Source organism: Leptolyngbya sp. PL-A3, assembly GCF_039962325.1.
Taxonomy (GTDB): Bacteria; Cyanobacteriota; Cyanobacteriia; order Elainellales; family Elainellaceae; genus Vacuolonema.
Genome location: NZ_JAMPLB010000082.1, coordinates 1 through 20772, shown reverse-complemented (window position 1 = coordinate 20772; position 20772 = coordinate 1). Strand labels below are relative to the sequence as shown.

Annotated in this window: 21 protein-coding genes; 7 read left to right on the top strand and 14 right to left on the bottom strand. The window is 48.6% G+C overall.

The annotated features are described in order from the left end of the window. Nucleotides 1-158 precede the first annotated feature (158 nt). The 4 genes from NDI52_RS30720 to NDI52_RS30705 all read left to right on the top strand — a co-directional run bounded on the left by NDI52_RS30720 (nt 159) and on the right by NDI52_RS30705 (nt 2485). On the top strand, nt 159-479 hold the full coding sequence (locus tag NDI52_RS30720) for a hypothetical protein (RefSeq protein WP_348256963.1): 321 nt from the start codon (nt 159-161) through the stop codon (nt 477-479). A 223-nt stretch (nt 480-702) separates the two neighbouring features. Further along, nucleotides 703-1158, top strand: coding sequence for a hypothetical protein (locus tag NDI52_RS30715; RefSeq protein ID WP_348256962.1), 456 nt, complete (start codon nt 703-705; stop codon nt 1156-1158). 20 nt (nt 1159-1178) lie between these two features. Further along, nucleotides 1179-1439 (top strand): hypothetical protein, encoded by a 261-nt coding sequence (locus NDI52_RS30710; RefSeq protein ID WP_348256961.1) that lies wholly within the window; start codon nt 1179-1181, stop codon nt 1437-1439. A 425-nt stretch (nt 1440-1864) separates the two neighbouring features. Continuing rightward, nucleotides 1865-2485 carry a LysE family transporter gene (locus NDI52_RS30705; RefSeq protein ID WP_348256960.1) on the top strand — a complete coding sequence of 207 codons (621 nt, stop codon included), beginning with the start codon at nt 1865-1867 and terminating at the stop codon, nt 2483-2485. A 29-nt stretch (nt 2486-2514) separates the two neighbouring features. Here the strand turns inward: NDI52_RS30705 and NDI52_RS30700 are convergent, their stop codons facing one another. Then, a complete protein-coding gene (locus NDI52_RS30700) occupies nt 2515-3150 on the bottom strand; it encodes a tyrosine-type recombinase/integrase (protein ID WP_348256959.1) in 636 nt (211 codons plus the stop codon). Between the two features lie 231 nt (nt 3151-3381). On the opposite strand from NDI52_RS30700, the gene NDI52_RS30695 reads away from it, so the two are divergent. Continuing rightward, on the top strand, nt 3382-3606 hold the full coding sequence (locus NDI52_RS30695) for a DNA-binding domain-containing protein (RefSeq protein WP_348256958.1): 225 nt from the start codon (nt 3382-3384) through the stop codon (nt 3604-3606). Here the strand turns inward: NDI52_RS30695 and NDI52_RS30690 are convergent. From NDI52_RS30690 to NDI52_RS30630, 13 genes are all read right to left on the bottom strand, one after another. Further along, nucleotides 3595-4362, bottom strand: a complete 768-nt coding sequence (locus tag NDI52_RS30690; RefSeq protein WP_348256957.1) for a ParB/RepB/Spo0J family partition protein — start codon at nt 4360-4362, stop codon at nt 3595-3597. The two genes, NDI52_RS30695 and NDI52_RS30690, sit on opposite strands and share 12 nt — an antisense overlap. Beyond that, complete coding sequence (locus NDI52_RS30685) at nt 4352-4948, bottom strand: ParA family protein (protein WP_348256956.1); 597 nt, start codon at nt 4946-4948, stop codon at nt 4352-4354. The genes NDI52_RS30690 and NDI52_RS30685 overlap by 11 nt, the downstream gene beginning before the upstream one ends. A 392-nt stretch (nt 4949-5340) precedes the next feature. Then, nucleotides 5341-5721 carry a hypothetical protein gene (locus NDI52_RS30680; protein WP_348256955.1) on the bottom strand — a complete coding sequence of 127 codons (381 nt, stop codon included), beginning with the start codon at nt 5719-5721 and terminating at the stop codon, nt 5341-5343. A gap of 1357 nt (nt 5722-7078) precedes the next feature. Beyond that, nucleotides 7079-7333, bottom strand: coding sequence for a hypothetical protein (locus tag NDI52_RS30675; protein WP_348256954.1), 255 nt, complete (start codon nt 7331-7333; stop codon nt 7079-7081). 661 nt (nt 7334-7994) lie between these two features. Then, nucleotides 7995-8660 carry an arsenical resistance protein ArsH gene (gene arsH, locus NDI52_RS30670; RefSeq protein ID WP_348256953.1) on the bottom strand — a complete coding sequence of 222 codons (666 nt, stop codon included), beginning with the start codon at nt 8658-8660 and terminating at the stop codon, nt 7995-7997. Nucleotides 8661-8751: 91 nt separating this feature from the next. Further along, nucleotides 8752-9207, bottom strand: a complete 456-nt coding sequence (locus NDI52_RS30665) for an ArsI/CadI family heavy metal resistance metalloenzyme (RefSeq protein WP_348256952.1) — start codon at nt 9205-9207, stop codon at nt 8752-8754. A gap of 88 nt (nt 9208-9295) precedes the next feature. Next, nucleotides 9296-9670 (bottom strand): metalloregulator ArsR/SmtB family transcription factor, encoded by a 375-nt coding sequence (locus NDI52_RS30660; RefSeq protein ID WP_348256951.1) that lies wholly within the window; start codon nt 9668-9670, stop codon nt 9296-9298. A 45-nt stretch (nt 9671-9715) separates the two neighbouring features. Continuing rightward, nucleotides 9716-10120, bottom strand: a complete 405-nt coding sequence (gene arsC, locus NDI52_RS30655; protein ID WP_348256950.1) for an arsenate reductase, glutathione/glutaredoxin type — start codon at nt 10118-10120, stop codon at nt 9716-9718. 19 nt (nt 10121-10139) lie between these two features. Next, nucleotides 10140-11273 (bottom strand): ACR3 family arsenite efflux transporter, encoded by a 1134-nt coding sequence (arsB, locus tag NDI52_RS30650; protein WP_348256949.1) that lies wholly within the window; start codon nt 11271-11273, stop codon nt 10140-10142. A 95-nt stretch (nt 11274-11368) separates the two neighbouring features. Continuing rightward, the gene (gene arsJ / locus NDI52_RS30645; RefSeq protein ID WP_348256948.1) at nt 11369-12634 is read right to left on the bottom strand and encodes an organoarsenical effux MFS transporter ArsJ; all 1266 of its coding nucleotides are present in this window, start codon (nt 12632-12634) and stop codon (nt 11369-11371) included. A 13-nt stretch (nt 12635-12647) separates the two neighbouring features. After that, entirely contained in the window at nt 12648-13661 is a 1014-nt protein-coding gene (locus tag NDI52_RS30640; protein ID WP_348256947.1) for an ArsJ-associated glyceraldehyde-3-phosphate dehydrogenase, read from the bottom strand. Nucleotides 13662-13686: 25 nt separating this feature from the next. Beyond that, on the bottom strand, nt 13687-14757 hold the full coding sequence (locus tag NDI52_RS30635; protein ID WP_348256946.1) for a PstS family phosphate ABC transporter substrate-binding protein: 1071 nt from the start codon (nt 14755-14757) through the stop codon (nt 13687-13689). 124 nt (nt 14758-14881) lie between these two features. Continuing rightward, a complete protein-coding gene (locus NDI52_RS30630) occupies nt 14882-15205 on the bottom strand; it encodes a metalloregulator ArsR/SmtB family transcription factor (RefSeq protein ID WP_348256945.1) in 324 nt (107 codons plus the stop codon). Between the two features lie 762 nt (nt 15206-15967). Between NDI52_RS30630 and NDI52_RS30625 the strand changes: the two genes are divergently transcribed. Both NDI52_RS30625 and NDI52_RS30620 read left to right on the top strand, forming a co-directional pair. Beyond that, nucleotides 15968-20209, top strand: coding sequence for a CheR family methyltransferase (locus NDI52_RS30625; protein ID WP_348256944.1), 4242 nt, complete (start codon nt 15968-15970; stop codon nt 20207-20209). 123 nt (nt 20210-20332) lie between these two features. Further along, the coding region (locus NDI52_RS30620; RefSeq protein WP_348256943.1) for a helix-turn-helix domain-containing protein at nt 20333-20772 on the top strand (440 nt) is incomplete at its 3' end.

Genomic DNA, 20772 nt, shown 5'->3' with positions numbered 1-20772 from the left:
GCTCGGAACCGAACCCCGCACCGTTCTCCACCATGTCCGCCAGGAATACCCACGTTGAGTGTTCACCGAATTCAAGGAACTGCCTGCAGCTTAAGCGCAATGGGAGACCACAGTGCCCCCTTCCACACCCCTTTCAATCGTCACAAGAGGACTGCTTTATGCGCTGGAAAAGCCTTATCAACGCCTCATCAGAGGGCGATCGCTCCGCTGAAATTACGGTTCACATGACGGCGCAGGAAGCCGCTATCCTCACCCTGGCTCTGGAAAACCTGCTTCAAGATGCCTTTGGTAACGGGGTAGAGATCACAGAATGGTACGGTTTCACCCCTGCTCATTGCGGTGCTATCAACTTCCTGATCGAATGGCTTGAGGGCGCTTCCTCAATGACCCGTGAGCAGTTGCGACGGGTGAATTGGTGGGACACGTTTGAGCAATTGGACGCGCAGGAGTGGGCAGAGTTTGCGCCGCGCTGCGAGTAGGTGGTAACCGGTAATGAGACGCCTTCATGCCAGTGGCAACGTGCCTCTGAGCAGGTAATGCTGGCTGACCTGATCACCGCTTCCAGGTAGCCAACAGGGGGGCTTGTGTCGTACCGGCCCCCTGATTTCTAGCCCATCAAAAAAAATCGCAGTTTACTAAAAAGCTCAATAGGGGCGATCGCCCCTATCTCTAGCCATTAAGTAGCACACATAACCTATTTCCATGTCAGCAACCCTAATCAGTGCAGTTGCACAATCCGACATCAAGCTAGTAGATACGAAGCGTGGCGATCGCCTGGTAGGTGAGTTTGTCACCGTCGAGGGTGAACCCGTAACAATCTGGAAAATGCCCGACGATGAAGCCTTTGCTGCCATCCGTCGCAACCAGTCAGTGAAGCTGATGAAAGACTCCCGAGGGTGGAATTTTCTTGACCCGTCAGTAGTGGAGCAGCCCGCATCTGTAGATGGCCTTGCACCAGACCAGAAGAGGGCGATCGCCGCCTACATCGAGACGTTGGCTGATATGTACGCATACTGCCACCGCACCGCTTCCAGCAAGCTACGGGACGTTGATCCGGGGGGGGGAGAGTGCAGCCGATGCCCTGTTTCGTGCAGCGTGCGCGAAGTTCAACCCCTAAAAGCTTTTGTGTGTTCCCGCTCTAGATTCGATGAACTTTAGTCAACAAGAGGACAAAACTTATGTCAGCAATCGCCGCTCGTTTAGCTCAAATCGATCAACTGATTGATCAATTACACCCACTTGTTACACAGATACCTTCCCTAGAATTTGAAGAACCGCGCTCAAATGACGACCGAATCGAGTCAACAGTTAGTTTTTACAGAACTGTCAATAAGTTGGCTGAGATTCAGAGCGCGCTAGAAGATCTGGAACATACTGAGATTGAGGGCATACCAAGGGAATTGCATGACACCCTTGTTACTCGAACAGAGAAAGATTAGCCATGCTAACCACAGACCACACAAAAGCCCATGGCAGTAGCGACGGGGGCTTTGTCGTTGGAGCATCCCTCAGATGTGAGGGGAGTGGGGGCGATCGCTAACTTTTGATAATGGTTCAAAGTAATGAAATAACAAATCATCACATTTAATAGAATAGTGAGTCCCATTAAAATGTATGACTTCTTAATATAAACCTCCATCAATATAATTCAGCAAAGATATTTATATATGCTACGAATCTATTGTTTATTCCTTGGCAATATGTAACTATTTACACAAAATTAATTCTTCTAGAAAGCAGGTTCTTGCGGTTAAGAGACTGATGTATTATCTCTTATTCTCTTTATGAGAGGAACTATATCTTCTTAGCCTAGAGATGACTTCCTTTCATCCCTTTATTACAACGATTAAGGGGGTGTTTTGTAATGGATTACGGTTTTGTTAAAGGTTTCACGATTGGGTTAATGTATGCGATTCCAATTGGCCCTGTTGCTTTGATATGCCTACGCCGAACGCTCGCGGAGGGCTGGCTTTCAGGCGTTATTTCAGGAATAGGAAGTGCAACAGCGATCGCCCTTTATAGCATCATGGTTATATTCAGTATTCATGCCATTGCTGATGTTCTACAGGGTTATCATATCTGGCTACATTTGCTAGGTGGTTTGTTTCTACTTTATTTGGGAATCCGTATTGTATTAGTCCGACCGTCTGATACAACAAATGCCCTCAGAAGGAAGAGCTATAGACGCTACTTCATCACAACTTTTATACTTGCCTTTTTCATGGCATTGCCAGATTTAACATTTCCAATTTTTGTACTGAGCTGGATGTCAGATATTAGCTCAAATACCTTCTGTAATCCAATGAACTTCAGCTTAGGAGTACTACTAAGTGAAACTTTATGGTGGCTCACATTTTGTAGTATCTGTTGGAAGATTAGGCTGCATTTCAAGCCAAAGTTACTGCAATGGATCAACTACGCCTCTGGAGGAGCGATCGCATCATTTGGCATCACTACAGTGCTCAATTCACCTCTACTGCTTTGATAATTAGTAAGGCAGCGCCGCGATCGCCATCACTCCCAGCTCATCTCCTTAAACCGCTCGGGGTTCAATCGGGTATAGGCTACCGTGTGCTGAATGTTGCGATGCCCCAACCATTCCTGAATCAACCGGGTATCTAATCCCTTCCCCTCACCGGCCCCACCGTTGGCAAGGTAGTAGCCGCAGGCATGGCGCAGCATGTGTGGGTGAACCTTAAAATCAAACTGTGCCAACTCTCCGCACCGCTGCACAGTCTTGGCGATCGCACTGCGGCTTAGTGCTTCTCCTCGCTCATTGGGGAACAGGTAACGGGAGTCAGGGTACTTTTCTTTCAGTTCCCGTAGCGCTTCTACTTCATCCGGCTGCAATGGATGGTTGCCACTCTGCGACCCTTTAAGGCGGTTGATCGAGATGGTGCCCCCATCCTTGCCCAATACCACCGCATCCCAGCGCAGGTTAGCCGCTTCACTAGCCCTCAACCCGTGGCGAAATATCAACAGGATCAAAGTATGGTCCCGTATCTTATGCCGACCCCTGGCGCTTGCTGCATGCAGCAGTTCGTCCACCTCTTCTTTGGTCAGATACTCCCGCGATCGCATCTCCTCATTCCTGGGACGCCTGACTTTGAGGTTGGGATTCTCGGGTCGGGGCTGATACTTCCTGGCCATGTGGGTATCTCACAAAAACTGTTCGCATTATAGCCTAAATACAGACAGTTTAAAGGGTTGAAAGGGGCATTCTGTCGTGATACCAGGGAAACAGCCTAATTTTTGCTGTGCCAGTCTGCCCTATCTCAGAACTTATTGAAAATCATTGTCATTAATTGTTTTCAGTATGAGACACAATAGACTCATGACAAGAGTTTTCATTGTCACTTCCTGAAAATTGAGCGAGGTTTTATGAGCGTTCAAATTGGAGCACGGATACCTGAAGGGCATCGTAAAAAGTTGGAAGGCATTGCCGCTGCATCCGGCAGGACGGTGAGTCAGGTCATAGGGGAAGCGATCGCCCACTACATCGGTGAGGGTGACCCCGCAAGCCTATCGAGTCGTTTGCTGGTGATAGAGCGCCGCGTCGATGCCTTGGAAGAGGGGCAGAGGGCGGTTAAGGCGTTAATCCCCTGATAGTCTCTGCATGAGTTTTAGCAGGGTTGGAAGCTTGCTCAGTAGCTCTTCCTCATCGGTGGATAGCTCCTGTCCTTCCATCTCTTGTTGCCACTTCTCTAGGGCTTTCGATGCTGTCTTGATATGCCGGGTTGAGGAAATTACGACATCTGTCGCATTTTCCGAATTTGCTTTGTCTTCGTCGATGTAGCGCTGTAGTGTCCTCATGCTCTTGCCCACAATCACAGACAGAGCAGGGAGTAGGGTCTTTTGTCCTTTGGATGGTCGACCTTTGCGATCGATGTAGCCTGCTGCCTTAAGCCGCTCGGCCAGCGATCGCACTTCTGCTGGGGTATAGTCTCGCCGCTGCTCATTCTCTGCAACTTCCACCTGAAGGGCCAAGTCTGGATCGTTGGTGGCATCGAACGGCATCACCCGAACTAGGATGCGATCGCCCTTAAACTTTTCGGCGTACACATCAGGTTTTGCTTCCTTCAGTTGGCGAATAGCTGCGAGACGGTGCCCCCCAGCCAGCAGTTGCCCTTTCTCATCCACTGCGAGGGGTTCGATCAGTCCTATGGCGGCAATAGACTCAATGAGGGATTCAACGTGCTCTGGTCGAAGCTCCCGCGTGTTTGTGTCCCGTTCCTTAATGGCATCCAGTGGGAGGGCCGACTCTTGACTAAGGGATGCGATCGCAGGCTTGTTTTGTCCTGCGTTCTTCTCCCTTAGCTTCTTCACTAACTCTGTGTAATCTGTCGTAGGCTTATCCGTCATCCCAGGATCTCGGCTCCCAATGCTTCAAATCTGCCCATGCAGTACCCGCCCGTGGATCATCCACCTCGTACACAGGTACGCCAAAGAACGCTGATTTCTGGAATGCTGCCTTGCGTCCAATCTCGGTTTTGAATACGGGTAAGCCAGCGCCCGTTAAAGCGGCTCTAGCCTTTACCCCTTCCTTACTTGGGTAGGGTGGAACAATGGTTAGCAAAATCTTGTAGCTGCCCTCTTCCAGTTCCGACAACACACCCACCGTTTGCAGCATGGCATCAAGGGCAAAGGCATCCGGTGTTGTAGGGATAATCAGTAGGTCACTGACCGCGGCCAGTTGCTTCAAGTCCTCGTCATCTGGCCGCGCTGGCGTGTCGATGATCGTATGCTCAAAGTCTGCGATCGCGCTGGATTCGTCCTTGTGAATGACCTTAAACGGTGGCTTGCCCCTTGATGCCCAATTCAACGCACTCTGGTTCAAATCACCGTCCACAAGTACCGTGGGGGCTTTTTGCTGAAGATATGCGGCGACATGAATTGCCGTGGTCGTTTTCGACACGCCCCCTTTGAAGCTGCCTACTACGATGATCATTTCTGTCCCTTTAGAGATGAGGGGAATTCTAACACCGTGAGGGAACGAAGTTTAACTTTCAGAACACACTCACAACCAGGCGATCGCGTGTATTACCGTGATAAACTCATCCCACAAAATAACAGGTAACACTGCCACCATTGCCCATGCCTGGGTCTGGGGCTTTTTGTTGGGAGACGATCGCTTTTCCCTCTGACAGCATAGAATTAGGTTGCTTTATGGCAAAGCGCCGCCGAGGCTCCGTAGTCTCGGCTTTTTTGTTGGGAGGGCGATCGCTCTCCTTCTGCTATTGACATCGGTATGATTGAACCAGAAAATTCCTGAAATCGCTCTGTTCTCAACGACATAAGCACCCTCTGCCATGCGAGGGTGTTTTCTTTGGCAATGCTCTTTTAGTAGTGTGTGACACCAGGATCTGTGGAGAACTCTATAAACATTCGCTCAGCAACTTTTATAGCGTTTGTTGTAGTGTGAATTTTGGACAGATGATAATCGTGTTCAGCAATATCTTGGTTAAGAGCTTCCCTTAATGGCTCTATTAAAGCTTGACGCCTCTTCAAAACCTGCTGGGCAATAGCATCGTTTGGGTCCTCTATCAATTGTTCTAGAGCAGCAGCGGCACGATTCTTAGTCTCGCCCGCTATTATGCCAAGCTCTTCAATTCTGAAAAAGGACTCTAAAAGAAGTGCCTGATGTTTCTCTAGAAGGGCTTTTGTCTCATCTAAAGTTCTTTTTAAGGTTTCCAGCCTACTTTTCAAACCGTCTTCTTCCATCAGTCTTACTCACGGTGGTAAGTGTTCTACTTCATTAATTGAAGCATTCAATAGATGCTGAGCCTGGCTTGCGATCGCCTCTGTAATACTGACTGAGCCTGAAGTTACCACGATTTAGCCATCTTAATCGCTGACGAAACGTAGCTTTTTTGCTAGGGCTACTTTGTGCAGGGACAGCACCTGATCAGAGAAACCTGATCAGAGAAACCTGATCAGGTTTCTCTGATCAGGTTTCTTCCAAAGCCTTGACCTTAAAGGATTACAAGTAGGTGATCAGACTGATCATCTCTTGCTGATCAGGTTTTTCTGATCAGCCCCATTGAGAATTTCCTGTGCCGCCAAACAAGGGGGGTAGCCCAATAATTGGGCCTTTCCCTCCCTGTAGCTACCAGTCCAGATGAAGCTGGTATTACTGGAGCGATCGCCTTATATCACTTCCGCTAAGATCGAGGAGAGGATCACCCCTCTAGAAATCGTATAGATGCGTCCTTCAGGAGATTGCAGGGCGCTTTCGTTTGGGTAGTATCCGATCATATTTAGCAATACCCGTGCTTCAAGTCAGTAGCACCACCCGTTTTGTGAGTGGTGCTTTTCTTAGTAACCCGTAGTAGCTTTTGCTGATACCGCGGTTTCAACTTGGTAGCATTGCGATCGCTACCTTCATAAGCCCTTTTGCCCGCTGCACATACCATTGCAGCATTTCAAGGTACTGCTTTGAAAAGTCGCTTACGAGTGTTTCGTACACGCTCGGCTCCATGTTTTCGGGGCGTGTGGGGGGAATGGCCTTTTGTTGGAGAAATGCGTGTAGGAAGCTGGCAAGGTAACGGGGATTTTACACGCATCAGATAGGGCAATCGCCTTTTCTCCGTAGGCTATTGATATGACAAAACCTGATCAATGAACCTGATCAATGAAAAAACTGATCAGGTTTTTCTGATCAGGTTCCTCTCAAAGCCTTGGCCATAAAGGGTTTTAGGCACCTGATCAGACTGATCATCTCTTGCTGATCAGGTTTTTCTGATCAGCCCCATTGAGAATTTTCTATGCCGTCAAGAAATGGGGAATGGCCCAATAATTGGGCTATCTCCTCCCAATAAGGCCTGATTGAAGCGACGCTGTCATAAAGTGCAATTAGGCTGTAACCTTTATCCTATAAGGGTTACATCACAGTTATTTTGTACTAAAAAATGCCGTCATTTTCCACATTAGCCTCGGCCAAGTAACGAATTTATGTTGTTTCAGGCTCCGAATTAGGGCTAATTGCATCTGGTGACAGCGTCGCTTCAATCAGGCCATGTATTGATAGTGGTAATGCTTATGCCTTTGTTCATAAGCATTAGGGACTCATCTAATAGACTTAATCGGAAATTAGGCGAGAAAGAGGCTCAAAGCTTTGTCTGATAGGCTTTTCAGGTCTTTTGTGGCAAAAACAGCTGAAAGCCTTGCAGGGAAGCTTTTTTGAGCTTTTTGTTTCTCTATTACCGATAAAGTCTAATAATTCAGTGTCCCCTGCTGTAACCCGAATGAGGTACTCAGTATCGTTAATACTCAAAGTAGAGGCGATTGCCATGATTTTCTCTCTTAACTTGAGCTCTGCTTCACTGTCCTGCATAGCGTTGCTCCTGATTGTTTCCTTACCTCGCTTAATTGCCTAACAGTCTCTCACTAAACTGCTCAGCTCGGTATTTTGCTAGGACGAGTAGTTCTCAGTGAAGCGATCGCCACTTGTGGCACAATCTAGGGTCACAGCTATTTGTCAAATCAATTTTTTAGGAAGTTTCCTTAGAGCTAGAAAGCCCTGTACAGTAATGTTTTTCAGCTCTAAGAAAGCGTAGAAGCGTAGGAAGCGACTTCTAGTCTTTCCTACGCTTCTTTAAAGAAACAAAAGCTACATATTTGTCACTTCAGAACCATAAATCTACTATTCGGGAGTAGCTGTGGGTAGTGCAACTACTCTGCCCGATTCCCATTTTGGCGATCGTCATTCCAATAGTAGTCCCTGGGGTTGTGGTCGAATGCAGATTGTTCAATGCCTATTCAGAAACTGAGTAGCTGCTCCGCTCGGCAACCACTCAATGGAAAATAGGGGTTTTGGCTCCAAAAATGCTTGAAATGAGGGGATGTACTATCCGTTCGGGAGTAGTATTTAGTCCCGACGCAAGTCCAACCTGTACTACAAAGCGACAAACTATCCCCAGAATGGGCTGGAAGAGATTAATCAGATGTTGGCAGTCACCTTATTTTTCAAATGAATTCCGTTGATTTTGACTGGTTTACATCCGTTGTAAATCGATACCATTAATCGTCTTCCCGATTTCACTCATTGATTCTTGGATGCCTTGTTGCTTGCGTTCGCTGTAGCGATCGGTCAGGTAATCGACCTTATCGTGCAGCAGTAGTGTGAACTTGTAGAGTTCTTCCATGACGTCAATGACGCGATCGCGGTAGGGCGAATCTTTCATGGTTCCATCCTCGTTGAACTCCAGGTAAGCCTTGGCTACAGAGGACTGATTGGGGACGGTAAACATCCTCATCCAGCGCCCCAAAAGTCGCATCGTATTGACCGCATTAAAAGACTGAGAGCCTCCGCTGACCTGCATAACGGCCAGTGTTCTTCCCTGGGTGGGGCGTACCGCCCCCATGCTTAAGGGAATCCAATCCAATTGGTTCTTCATGATGCCTGTAATTTGACCATGCATCTCTGGGCTAGACCACACCTGCCCTTCTGACCACAGGCTTAGTTCGCGCAACTCCTGAACTTTGGAATGGGTTTCCGGGACACTGCCATAGATGGGTAATTCCTGTGGGTTAAAGAATTTGACCTCGGCCCCAAACTCCTCAATGATTCGTGCGGCTTCCTCGGCCAGCAATCGGCTGTAGGAACGCTCACGCACGGAGCCATAGAGAAATAGAATTCGGGGTTTGTGGTCAAAGCTCATATACCTCAATCCTTTTGCTTACACATTTGTAAAACCTCAAACGTTGGGGGAATGACTGCTCCGGGCAGGCGCTCCCCCAACATCATCGATGTCAAGTACAGCAAGATTTCCCAGCCGCAGATGGCATCGCGGATCTTGGAGTTGATACATCGATATTTTCTTCTGGGGTCGTATCGGCTACTTTCACCACAAACACTTCCCAGCGGTTGCCATCGGGGTCTGTTACCCAAACCTTATCTTGCAAGGCGTAGCAACAATCCGTATTCTTCTCCTCAAACAAGTTGAGGCCCGCCTCAGCAAATTGCTGAATAGCAGCTTGAACGTCCTGTATACTTCCAACCTGAACTCCCAGGTGGGATAGGGTGCCCTGGGGTTGAATCGTTTGGGCCTCATTCAATGTCAGGTTCAGGGCTGGATGCTGAAGATCAAATTTGGCATACCCAACCTTATACTTAACGGGGGCAACCCCGAACATAGCCTGATAGAAGGTAACGGATTTTTCAACATCCGCGACTCGAAGAGCAACATGGGTCTTGAAGGTGGTCATCGTAAATCTCCTGTTCCAATATATTGAAGATTGGCAATATTCGATATTCTCGGCAGACGTAGAGCTTGAATGCTGTTTTCCTCTGGCGCTAAATTCCCATAATCAGTTGGGCAGCCTGGGGAAGGGCAGAAATGCAATCTTGATTGATGCTGTAGTAAATGAAGTTGGCTCGTCGCTCCGTTTTGACAAAGCAACTGTCTCTCAAAATTCGTAGGTGATGAGAGATGGTCGGTTGCCCCAGGTCAAAGTGGTCCACAATGTCGCAAACACATATTGGTTCGGCATTGTTTGCCAGCAGATTTAATATCCGTAAGCGGGTTGGATCAGCCAATACCTTGAACCACTCAGAATACTGCTGAGCTTGTTCTCCTGAGAGGGTAATGGGGGCGATCGCCCCACAGCATCCCTGCTTTGGCTCCTGTCCCTTAACCTCTTTAAGTTGCGGCTGAATTCGACTTGGCATCACTGCACTCAATGTCGATACCCTATCGTTTTGTATTGAAGGCTGTCAATATTGATAATGGTCAATATAGCTCATAGTCTGAATAAGTTCAATAACCCTTGCTTTTACCTCGTCGCGAACTTGCTGAAATGTTTTGATGTTTTTCCCTGTGGGATCGTCTAATTGCCAGTTCTCAAAAATATCTCGTAGTACCCACTCGGGTGGCAGGTTTACGTCACACCCGCAGAGGGAAAAGACTACATTGTAGTTGTCGGGATTGAAATCACTAAGCGGTTTTGAGGTTCGCTGGCTGATATCGATTCCCTCCTCTGCCATGACTTGAACAGCTAGAGGATCGACGATACTAACTTCTAAGCCTGCGCTGGTTGCTGCTAGCTGTCCGTCACTCAACGCACGTAAAAATCCTTCTGCCATTTGGGAACGGCGGGAGTTGTGCCTGCAGACAAACATGATTTTTTCATAAAAGCGCTTACCCTAAGGGGCGTATACAGCGAGGATCGTGTAACGTTGCCTTCTGCGGTTCGCGGGGAAACCAAAATGCCGTGCGCTTGCAAATTTCGACCAGCATGAGCATCACGGGGACTTCAATAAGAACACCAACAACCGTTGCCAACGCTGCACCCGAATTGAGACCAAACAGAACAACTGCCGTGGCGATCGCCACTTCAAAATGATTACTGGCCCCAATGAGAGCAGCAGGAGCCGCATCTTCGTAGGACAACTTCAACTTCTGTGCTGCAACGTAGGAAATCAAGAAAATAAAATTCGTTTGAATGAACAGAGGAAGGGCAATCAGAACGATGTGAAGTGGATTATTGACAATTAATTCGCCCTTAAAGGCAAACAGAAGGATTAAGGTGATGAGAAGGGCTGCGATCGCCACAGGGGTCAAATATTTCAAAAACTTGCGTTCAAACCATTCACGACCCTTATGCTTCAAAATCCAATAGCGAGAGTACATTCCAGCCGCTAATGGCAACCCTACATAAATCAGAACGGAGAGGGCGATCGTTTGCCAGGGTACGGTCAAATCATTGGCCGCTAACAACCATCGTCCCAGGGGGGCATACAGGAACAGCATAGCCAGGGAATTCACAGCAACCATGACCAACGTGTGCCCCTGGTTCCCGTAGGACAAATAGCCCCACATCAAGACCATGGCAGTACAGGGGGCAATGCCCAAGAGGATAGTTCCTGCGATATAAGAATTAGCCAGGGAAACCTCCGTTTCCCGAATGACTTCCGTTCCAGTAATCAGCGGATGGAATAGCCACCCCAGGAAGAATTGGGCAAAGGCAACCATTGTAAAGGGCTTAATCAGCCAGTTCACCACCAGGGTCAAAATGACAGGCTTTGGCGTCCGCACAGCCTGCGCCGCCTGGGAGAAGTCGATTTTGACCATGATGGGATACATCATGAAAAATAGGCAGACTGCAATCGGAATGGATACCTGATAGAGGCTCATGGCATCGAGGGCGATCGCAATCTGGGGAAACAATCGTCCCAGAAGAATCCCGGCCACGATGCAAAGGAAGACCCACAGGGTCAAATACCGCTCAAAAAAGCTGAGATGGTTACCGGCTTGCTTTGCTGAAGCATTCATGGTCAATCCAATGAAATTTCTATCAATTTGTGGGATAGGAATGCTGCCGACTTAGGCCGATCCATTTGCCAAACCTGTCCTAAGAAACATAGAGGCTAATCGCCATCCCCAGACTTCCAGGAGATCGCCTTTGATGGCTGTGGGTCAGGTAACTTTAGGGAAATAACGCCTGCGGCCAAGACAAACAGGGTAGAAACCCATAGGCATCCTACTAGCCCTGTAAGCTGATAAACCAATCCTGATAGTACGGTTCCAATTAAGCGTCCACCGGAGTTCGCCATGTAATAGAACCCAACGTTCAAAGCCACTTTGTCATCGTCGGTAAAGGCCAACACTAGGTAGGAGTGAACGGCTGAGTTAAAGGCAAACACAATACCAAAAACAGCCAATCCTACAATGATGACCTGGTTTGCCGGAAGGCCAGATTGGAGGGCTATGGCGATCGCCGCTGGTACGGCCGTCAGGGTAAAGGTCCAGACCTGAATTGTCTTAGATTGGGGCGGTTGCCCTCCATTAAAGCGGCTCAACAGTGTTGGTGCTAGAAACTGAACAACTCCATAGCCAATCACCCAACAGGCCAGGAATCCGCCCGCTTCAAAAAATGACCATCCCAACACGCTGCGGAGAAATACAGGCAACCCCACCACAAACCAGACATCTCTGGAGCCAAATAGGAAGAACCGCGCCGCTGAAAGAATGTTAATCTCAGGGCTTTTGGAGAACAGTTGGGTGAATTTGACTTTTGCTTTGATCTTGCCCATGCCTTTGGGCAGGAAAAAGCCCGTCAGCACGATCAACAACAGCCCCGCTGCCATCATCCACAACGCATTCCCAAAGCCTACGGTCGCCAGTAGCGCGGCTCCCATAAAAAAGCCTACCCCTTTCAGAGCGTTCTTAGAACCTGTGAGGACTGCCACCCACTTAAACAACGAGGATTGAGCGTCCTGAGGCACGACCAGACGAATGGCACTCTTCGAACTCATTTTGGTCAGGTCTTTGGCAATACCGGAGAAAGCCTGGGCCGTCATGACGTAGGCGATCGCCATCCACTGTGCCCAATCCCGGTTCAGAAATGACAGCATGAGTAGCGCAAACACCTGTAGCCCAATTCCCGCATAGAGCGTGAACTTTAACCCGACCTGCGAACCAATCCATCCCCCTAAAAAGTTGGTAACAATGCCAAACACTTCGTAGAAGAGAAATAGGAACGCAATTTGCAGGGGCGTATAACCAATATCGTTGAAGTACAGCAGCACCAGCATCCGCAGTGCGCCATCGGTGAGCGTAAAGCCCCAGTAGGCTAACGTCACCAGCATATAGTTCTTGAGATTGGCTTTGGATGCGGTTGTAGCTGCACTCATGAATTTAGCTTCCTTACGATTTCAGGCTTAGAGCAACTTTTTTCGCTAGTTCGGCCATACGGTTCACATAACCCCACTCGTTGTCATACCAGGCCAAAATCTTCACCTGAGTGTCATCCACCACCATCGTGGAAAGAGCATCAATGACCGAAGAACGAGGATCATCCTTGTAGTCGATCGATACCAAAGGACGCTCCTCATAGCCCAAAATGCCTTTCAGTGGGCCATCAGCTGCCGTTTTCAAGAGGGAGTTAACTTCCTCAACTGTGGTTGGTTGAGCGACCTCAAACACACAATCCGTTAGCGAGGCATTGAGTAACGGCACGCGCACCGCCAAGCCATTGAGCTTACCTTTCAGTTCAGGGTAGATGAGGGCGATCGCCGTGGCAGAACCCGTCGTTGTCGGAATCAGCGACAGGCTAGTAGCCCGCGCCCGCCGCAAGTCTTTGTGAGGTGCATCGACAAGCGTTTGAGTATTGGTGTTGTCGTGAATGGTTGTGATGACACCGTGACGAATACCCAACCCCTCATGGATAACCTTCACGACAGGGGCCAAACAGTTCGTAGTACAGGATGCGGCCGTTAACAGGTGATGGTGATCAGGATTATAGAGATGATCATTAATCCCCATCACAATGTTCAATGCTTGTTCCTTTACAGGAGCTGCAACAATCACCTTTTGCACCCCCCGCTTGAAGTATGGATCAAGGGTTTCAGGGGTTCTGAACTTGCCAGAACACTCCAGCACTAGGTCAACCCCTAATTCATCCCATGGCACCTCCCCAGGAGTCTTATACTCACTGAAGCTCAGGGACTCGTTATTGATCCAGACGCGATCGCCCTTCGCCTCAATCTCCGGCCACCAGCGACCGTGAACTGAATCAAACTTCAACAGATGGGCAGCGGCCTCAGTTCCTCCCTTCACTTCATTAATGTGGACAAACTCCAACTCCGGCCAGCCCCAGGCTGCCCGAAGTGTCAGTCGTCCCATGCGGCCAAAGCCATTAATCCCAACTCGAATAGTCATGATGATTCTGATATAGAAATACGAACTAAAAACTCTTCTCATGTTGCAGCAATTCATTCAGGGTCAGGCTTGGAGCCTTGCCCCCAAACGCTGTGCCAACTTTGCGCTCTAGCAAGTGCTCCTGCACCACCTTGTAAGTCTCATCGGATAGGGGAACGTAGCCCACAACATCGGCCAAGTTTGCCGCGTTGGTCAGGTAATACTCCACAAACTCCGCCAACTTTGACTTTTCCTGGAGCGATCGCACATTGATATAGATAAACAACGGTCGAGCTAGAGGCTGATATTGGTTGTTAATGACAGCCTCATCCGACGGTAAAACAGGGCCTTGCCCTGCATCAATCGCTACCGCCTTCAGCTTCGTTTGGGCTTCTTCAAAGTAGGCGTAGCCAAAATATCCCAACCCATTGGGATCATTCATGACACCAGATGCTAGCACCGTATCATCCTCACTGGCCGTGTAGTCACTGCGGCTCGCTCCTGACTCTCCCACAATCGCTTCTGTGAAATAGTCAAAGGTGCCCGAATCACTGCCAGCACCGTAGAGCTTGATGGGCTGATTCGGCCACTCCGGACGAATTTGGTTCCAGGTAGTGATATTCCCTGCTGCCGCAGGTTCCCATAGGCGCTTTAGTTCTTCTACCGTCATGCTCTCGGCCCAGGTATTACTGGGATGCACCACAATAGTCAATGCATCAAATGCAACAGGCAGTTCAATGTACTGAACACCAGACACTTTGCAGGCTTCCATCTCTTCAGCATTAATGGGGCGAGAGGCATTGCTGATGTCGGTTTCACCCGCACAGAACTTACGGAAGCCCCCAGTTGTGCCTGAAAAAGTCACTGTAATCTGAGGTTCATCCTCTCGCTCAAACTGATACTCTTTGACAACCTCATCCGTCAGTAGGTAGACCGTACTGGAACCATCAATGGATATGGACTGGCTAACGGGTTGTTGAGCTTGCGAATTTTCAGAACCAGTTGTGACGTCTGGAGAAGCTACGTTAGCATTCGGTCCACTGCAACTCATGACAAACGTTGAAAGGCTAAGGGCGATCGCCAATCCGCGCACCAATCTCCAGCCTGGTGTAGCCATAGCTCCAAATCTCCCACGCAAATTTAAGGGATATCTAACCCCATCATTTCAAAATAAATTGATTTGACAAGTCAATTAGAACACATAGAGCGTTAATATTCTTAATAAAATTGATATTTCTACCCTAGTCGGAGCAGGGCCGAGCAGGCAAGATAGGGCTAAATCGGCGAAACTCTGACAAATACTGTTCTAGGACGACAAATTGGGGCAAGTTTAAGCTGTAGTAGATCCAACGCCCTTCCTGCCTGGAACGTAATAACCCAGCTTCTTTCAAGTTTTTTAGGTGAAAAGAAAGCTTTGACTGCGTTACCCCTAGCTTCTCGCAGAGATCACAAACACAAAGTTCTTGGTCTCTCAATAGCTCCACGACCTGAATGCGCAGTGGATCAGAGAGTGCGTGAAATCCTACAACAACGGAACTTGATGGTAATGCAGCAGATTTTTGCATCAAGGCTTATTTATCAACTTATCTTGAAGCTTACTTTCCTTAGGAGAGGAATGCAACTAGTGCGCTGCGCACTAGGCTCTTCGAGAGCGCCCTTTTGGCCTGATTGAAGCGACGCTGTCACCAGATGCAATTAGCCCTAATTCGGAGCCTGAAACAACATAAATTCGTTACTTGGCCGAGACTAATGTGGAAAATGACGGCATTTTTTAGTACAAAATAACTGTGATGTAACCCTTATAGGATAAAGGTTACAGCCTAATTGCACTTTATGACAGCGTCGCTTCAATCAGGCCTAGTAGGGATTGCTATTGGCCAAAAATTCGGGATAGTTATCTGCTGACGTATAACGTTATACGTTAAAATTTCAGGATTAAATTTTATTTAAAAATAAATTATGAGATCATCTGAAAGTTCTGTTCCATAAGCTTGCTCAGAATCTTGAATAGCTGCTCCGCGCGGCAACTACTCCATGGAAAGATAAGGATTTCAGCTCCCAGAAATACCTAAAAGTAGGGATGTACTAGTGGCTTTTGAGTAGTACTTAGGCCAGATTAAGCCTGGGACTGTACTATAGGGTGGCCCTAAATGTCCAATCGTAATTGTTAGTTAAGAGAACTTTTTATTCCAATCCACCTTGGTTTAGAACTTATTGTCTTGCCAACTTGCCAACATTTTAGTGATAAATGAAGCATCTCATTTGCATCCCTTAATCACCTTAATGTAGGAAAAGGACTACTATACAGGGGTAACTAACTTGAACCAATGACGTTTGACCCCTTGGCTGATCAACCTATCCCTGAGTCAACTGGAGGCTCAATTGAGGCTCCTTTTCCGATTGTGGGGGTTGCGGCCTCGGCGGGAGGTTTAGACGCTTTTATCCAGTTACTTAGCCATCTACCAACCGATAGTGGAATGGCTTTTGTCTTAATTCAGCATTTGGCCCCGGATCACGAAAGTCTGCTGAGCGAAATTCTTTCTCGCATCACGCAATTGCCTGTCAACGAGGTTCAAAATGGCGTTAAGGTAGAGCCAAACCAGGTTTATGTAATTCCGCCGAACACTAAAATGATTCTCTCTGAAGGCGTATTGCAACTATCGCCACGAGAGAAAGTGTTTGGCAAGTATATGCCAGGAGATGCCTTTTTTGCATCGCTGGCTGCTGACTGTGGACAGAAAGCGATCGCCATTGTCCTCTCTGGAGGAGACGGCGACGGTTCTCTAGGGTTGAAGGCCATCAAGGCTGTTGGCGGTGTGACCTTTGCTCAGTGCAAGGAGACGGCACAATTTGACAGTATGCCCACCACAGCCGTTGCGACGGGGAATGTGGATTTTGTGCTGCCACCCGCCCAAATTGCCGAAGAGCTGATCAATCTGAGCCAAAACTTGCGCGTAGCGTCACTTTTACCCTTATCTTTACCTGAGGATTCGTCTCCATCTACCAATGCCCTGCTAACGATTTTTAATCTGCTGCAAGAGCAAACAGGCGTTAACTTTAGCCAGTACAAGCCCAACACCATTCATCGCCGGATTCAGCGGCGAATGTTGCTGTATAAGCTGGAACGACTAGAGGACTATGCCCAGTATTTGCAAACTCATCCCGTAGAAGTGAATGCGCTCTATGAGGAAATATTGATTCATGTCACCAGCTTTTTCCGGGATCCAAAAGCATTTGACCTTTTGAAAGAACGAGTCTTTCCGGCAATTACGCAAAACAAGCCGGCTGACGCGCCCATTCGGATCTGGGTAGCAGGCTGTTCGACGGGTGAAGAGGTCTATTCGATCGCCATCTGCCTGCTGGAGTTTTTGTCCAATCACGCCAACTCACCCCCGATCCAAATTTTTGCAACGGATATTAGCGAGGTTGCGATCGAGAAGGCCCGCTCAGGCGTCTATCAGGAGAATCAGATGGTGGAGGTGTCACCGGAGCACCGCCGTCGTTTCTTCTATGCTCTAGAGGGAGGAGGATACCAAATTACAAAGGCCGTGCGTGACCTCTGTATCTTTGCCCGTCAAAATTTAGGCAGCGATCCTCCCTTTTCAAATCTCGATCTGATTAGTTGCCGCAACGTGCTGATCTACCTAGGCGATGGCTTGCAGAAGCGGATTATGCCCATCTTTCATTACGGCCTCAACCCAACAGGTTTCTTGCTACTGGGTACATCCGAAAGTACAGGTCAATCATCAGACCTGTTTACACTGATCGAGAAAACTTACAGGCTTTATGCCAAGAAGGTCACGGCAACACGTTCTACCTTGTCGTTTGCCCCCAGCACCTACCCGACGGCAAAGGTCACAGCACCTACGCCCAGCCCATCGGCAACTGAAGCGTTTGACCTCCAGAAAAAAGTTGATCAACTGATTGCAGAACACTATTCTCCTGTGGGAGCCGTTCTGGACAACAAGATGCAGGTCTTGCAACTACGAGGAGACATTGATCGCTACCTGAGACTGGTGGCTGGAGCCGCGAACCTTAACATTTTCAATCTGGTGAGAGAAGGGTTACTGGTTGAGCTACGGGCAGCGGTTTACCAGGCTCAGCGGCAAGGGGCACCGATTACCCGAAATGGACTTCGGTTGAAAGACGGTGCACACTTTAGAATTGTGAATCTTCAGGTGATTCCCTTTAAGATTCCCGTTACAGAGGAAAACCGCTTTTTGGTGCTTTTTGAAGACGTGCAGCCCGCTAGCATCCCCGGTCCTACCAATCTCGATGGTCTTCAAGGAGATTTGGAGCAGGAAAACGCGCATCTTCGGCAATCCCTGGCTGAAGCTCATCAGGAGCAAGCAGCAACTCAGGAATACTTGCAAGCAATTATTCAAGAGCAAGAACATACCAATCAAGACCTGAAAGTTGCCAACGAAGAAATTCTGTCGAGCAATGAGGAATTGCAAAGCACGAACGAAGAATTAGAAACGGCCAAAGAAGAAATTCAAGCCACTAACGAAGAACTCAACACTACCAACGAAGAACTTCGCAGCCGTAATGGTGAAATGCATCAGGTCAATAATGATCTGACCAATTTACTGGCTGGCATCAATATCCCCATTTTGATGTTGACCAACGACCTACGCATTCGCCGCTTCACGCCCATGGCGCAGCAATTATTCAACTTCATTCCCAGCGATGCCGGACGCCCTCTAAGGGACATTCGAACCAATCTTAATATTCCAGACCTGGAGACGTTGATCTTAGAGGTGCTGGAAACCCTCAGCGTCAAGGAACTGGACGTACAAACCCAGGAAGGCTACTGGTACACATTACGGATTCGTCCCTATCGCACAATCGAAAATCAGATCGATGGCGTGGTGCTGGTGTTGCTAGATATTGATGCGCTGAAACGCAGCGCGGTGACACTGGAAGCGTCTCGTAACTATGCTGAAGCGATTGTTAAAACGGTGCAAGTGCCGCTGCTCGTGCTGGAATCTGATTTTTGGGTCAACACTGCCAATCGAGCATTTTATGAAACGTTTCAGGTAACGCCCCTGGAAACGACACAGGCATTGCTCTTTGATTTGGGCCACGGGCACTGGAATATCCCTGGGCTGCAAACTCGACTGGAAGAGGTTTTGCACCACGATACCAGCCTGCAAAACTTTGAGGTCGCACACGAGTTTGAGCGGATTGGGCACAAAGTCATGGTGCTGAATGGCCGGAAGATTATTCAGGATGGGGACGCGCAACAAATTTTGCTGTCGATTGAAGACATTAGCGATCGCAAGCAATTTGAAGCCGAGCGATCGCAACTCTTGGCTCAAGAACAGTCCGCCCGCCAGCAGGCAGAAGCCGCTAATCGAGCGAAAGATGAATTTCTGTCGAATCTCTCCCATGAGCTTCGCAACCCACTCAGTGTCATTCTGGGCTGGGCGCAACTGCTTCGCACCCCCGAACTGGATGAAACTAGGGCTAGACGGGCATCGGACATGATAGAGCAGAGTGCTAAAGTGCAGGTGCAACTCATTGAAGATTTGCTAGATATTTCACGAATTACCCGAGGGAATCTAAAGCTCAACACCTCCCCCCTTGATCTGGTAGCTGTAGTTAGGAGGTCCATCGAATCGGTTCAACTAGCCACTGAAGCGAAAGGGATTCAACTTAGTTCCCAATTAGAGGCCGCAACCATTATGGGAGATGGGGATCGCCTTCAGCAAGTGTTGTGGAATCTGCTATCGAACGCTATCAAGTTCACGCCTTCTGGTGGGCGAATCGAAGTGACCCTAGAAGTTGTACAGAGCCACGCAGAAGTTCGCATCAGCGATACTGGGCAGGGGATTCGGGCAGAGTTACTCCCCTATATTTTCGATCGCTTTCTTCAAGGTGATTCCAGCACCACAAAACGAAAGCAAGGGCTGGGATTGGGGTTATCTATTGTGCGCCATATTATCGAGTTGCATGGCGGTACAGTATGTGCTGAAAGCCCTGGTGAAGAGCAAGGAACAACCATCTTTCTCAGACTACCGCTGCGTGTCCCTGTGACACCTGAATCTCTAGCCATGCCTCCAGAGTTGATCCCGCCCCTGATTCAACCCATCCGCCTAGAATTGCCCCTGCCAAACAATCTGCAGTTTCCTGCAGAGGAATGTTCAGAAGCAGTTGTCCCGCGTCTTTCCCTTGCCGGATTACACATTCTTGCGGTGGATGACGAGATGGAAAGCCTCGAAATGATGCAGTATGCCTTAGACCTGGCAGGGGCGGAGGTTGAAGTGGTGACATCGGTGAAAAATGCGATCGCTACGTTAACAGCCTGGCCTGGCCGCTATGATGCCCTGCTAGCCGATATTGGCATGCCCGATGAAGATGGGTTTGCGTTGATTCGGCGGGTGAGAGCCATGGAGGCGATCGCCGGGGGAGAAATTCCGGCAGTGGCTATTACGGCTTATGTAAGTGAGCAAGAGCGGCAACAAGCTATCAATGCTGGATTTCAGCAGCATCTGGCTAAACCATTTGAACCGACACAGTTAATCCGGGTAGTCACAAACTTGGTGGGGCGTGTGAGCCATCAATAATGCAGGGAAAAGCAGTGATCAATGAAAGGATGAAATAGAACACCAAACCCTAGTGGTCTGTCAACTTTATTTTGAGGGGCGGGTAGGCGATAATGGATAAAGAACTTCTCCCCCTTTAACAGCATGGCAAAGAAGAAATACATCGTAGCTCTGACAGAGCAAGAGCGAGAAACATTAGAAAAACTGACGACGACAGGCAAAACCTCAGCCTACAAAATGAATCATGCCCGGATTCTGCTGAAGGCCGATATCAATCAGGGGGAAGGCGGCTGGACAGATGAGGCTATCAGTGACGCCTTAGATATCAGCATTGCTACCATTGAACGGGTGCGACAACGGTTCGTCGAAACCAGTTTGGAGGCCGCTTTAACTCGGCAAGTTCAGCACCAGCGAAAAGCTCGACGCTTAGATGGTGAGCAGGAAGCCCGTTTGATTGCGATGACCTGTGGAGAGGTTCCAGACGGCAGAGCCCGTTGGAGTCTCCGCCTACTCGCCGAAAAGATGGTGGAACTGGAGTATGTCGAGAGTATTTCCCATGAAACGATTCGACAAACTCTTAAAAA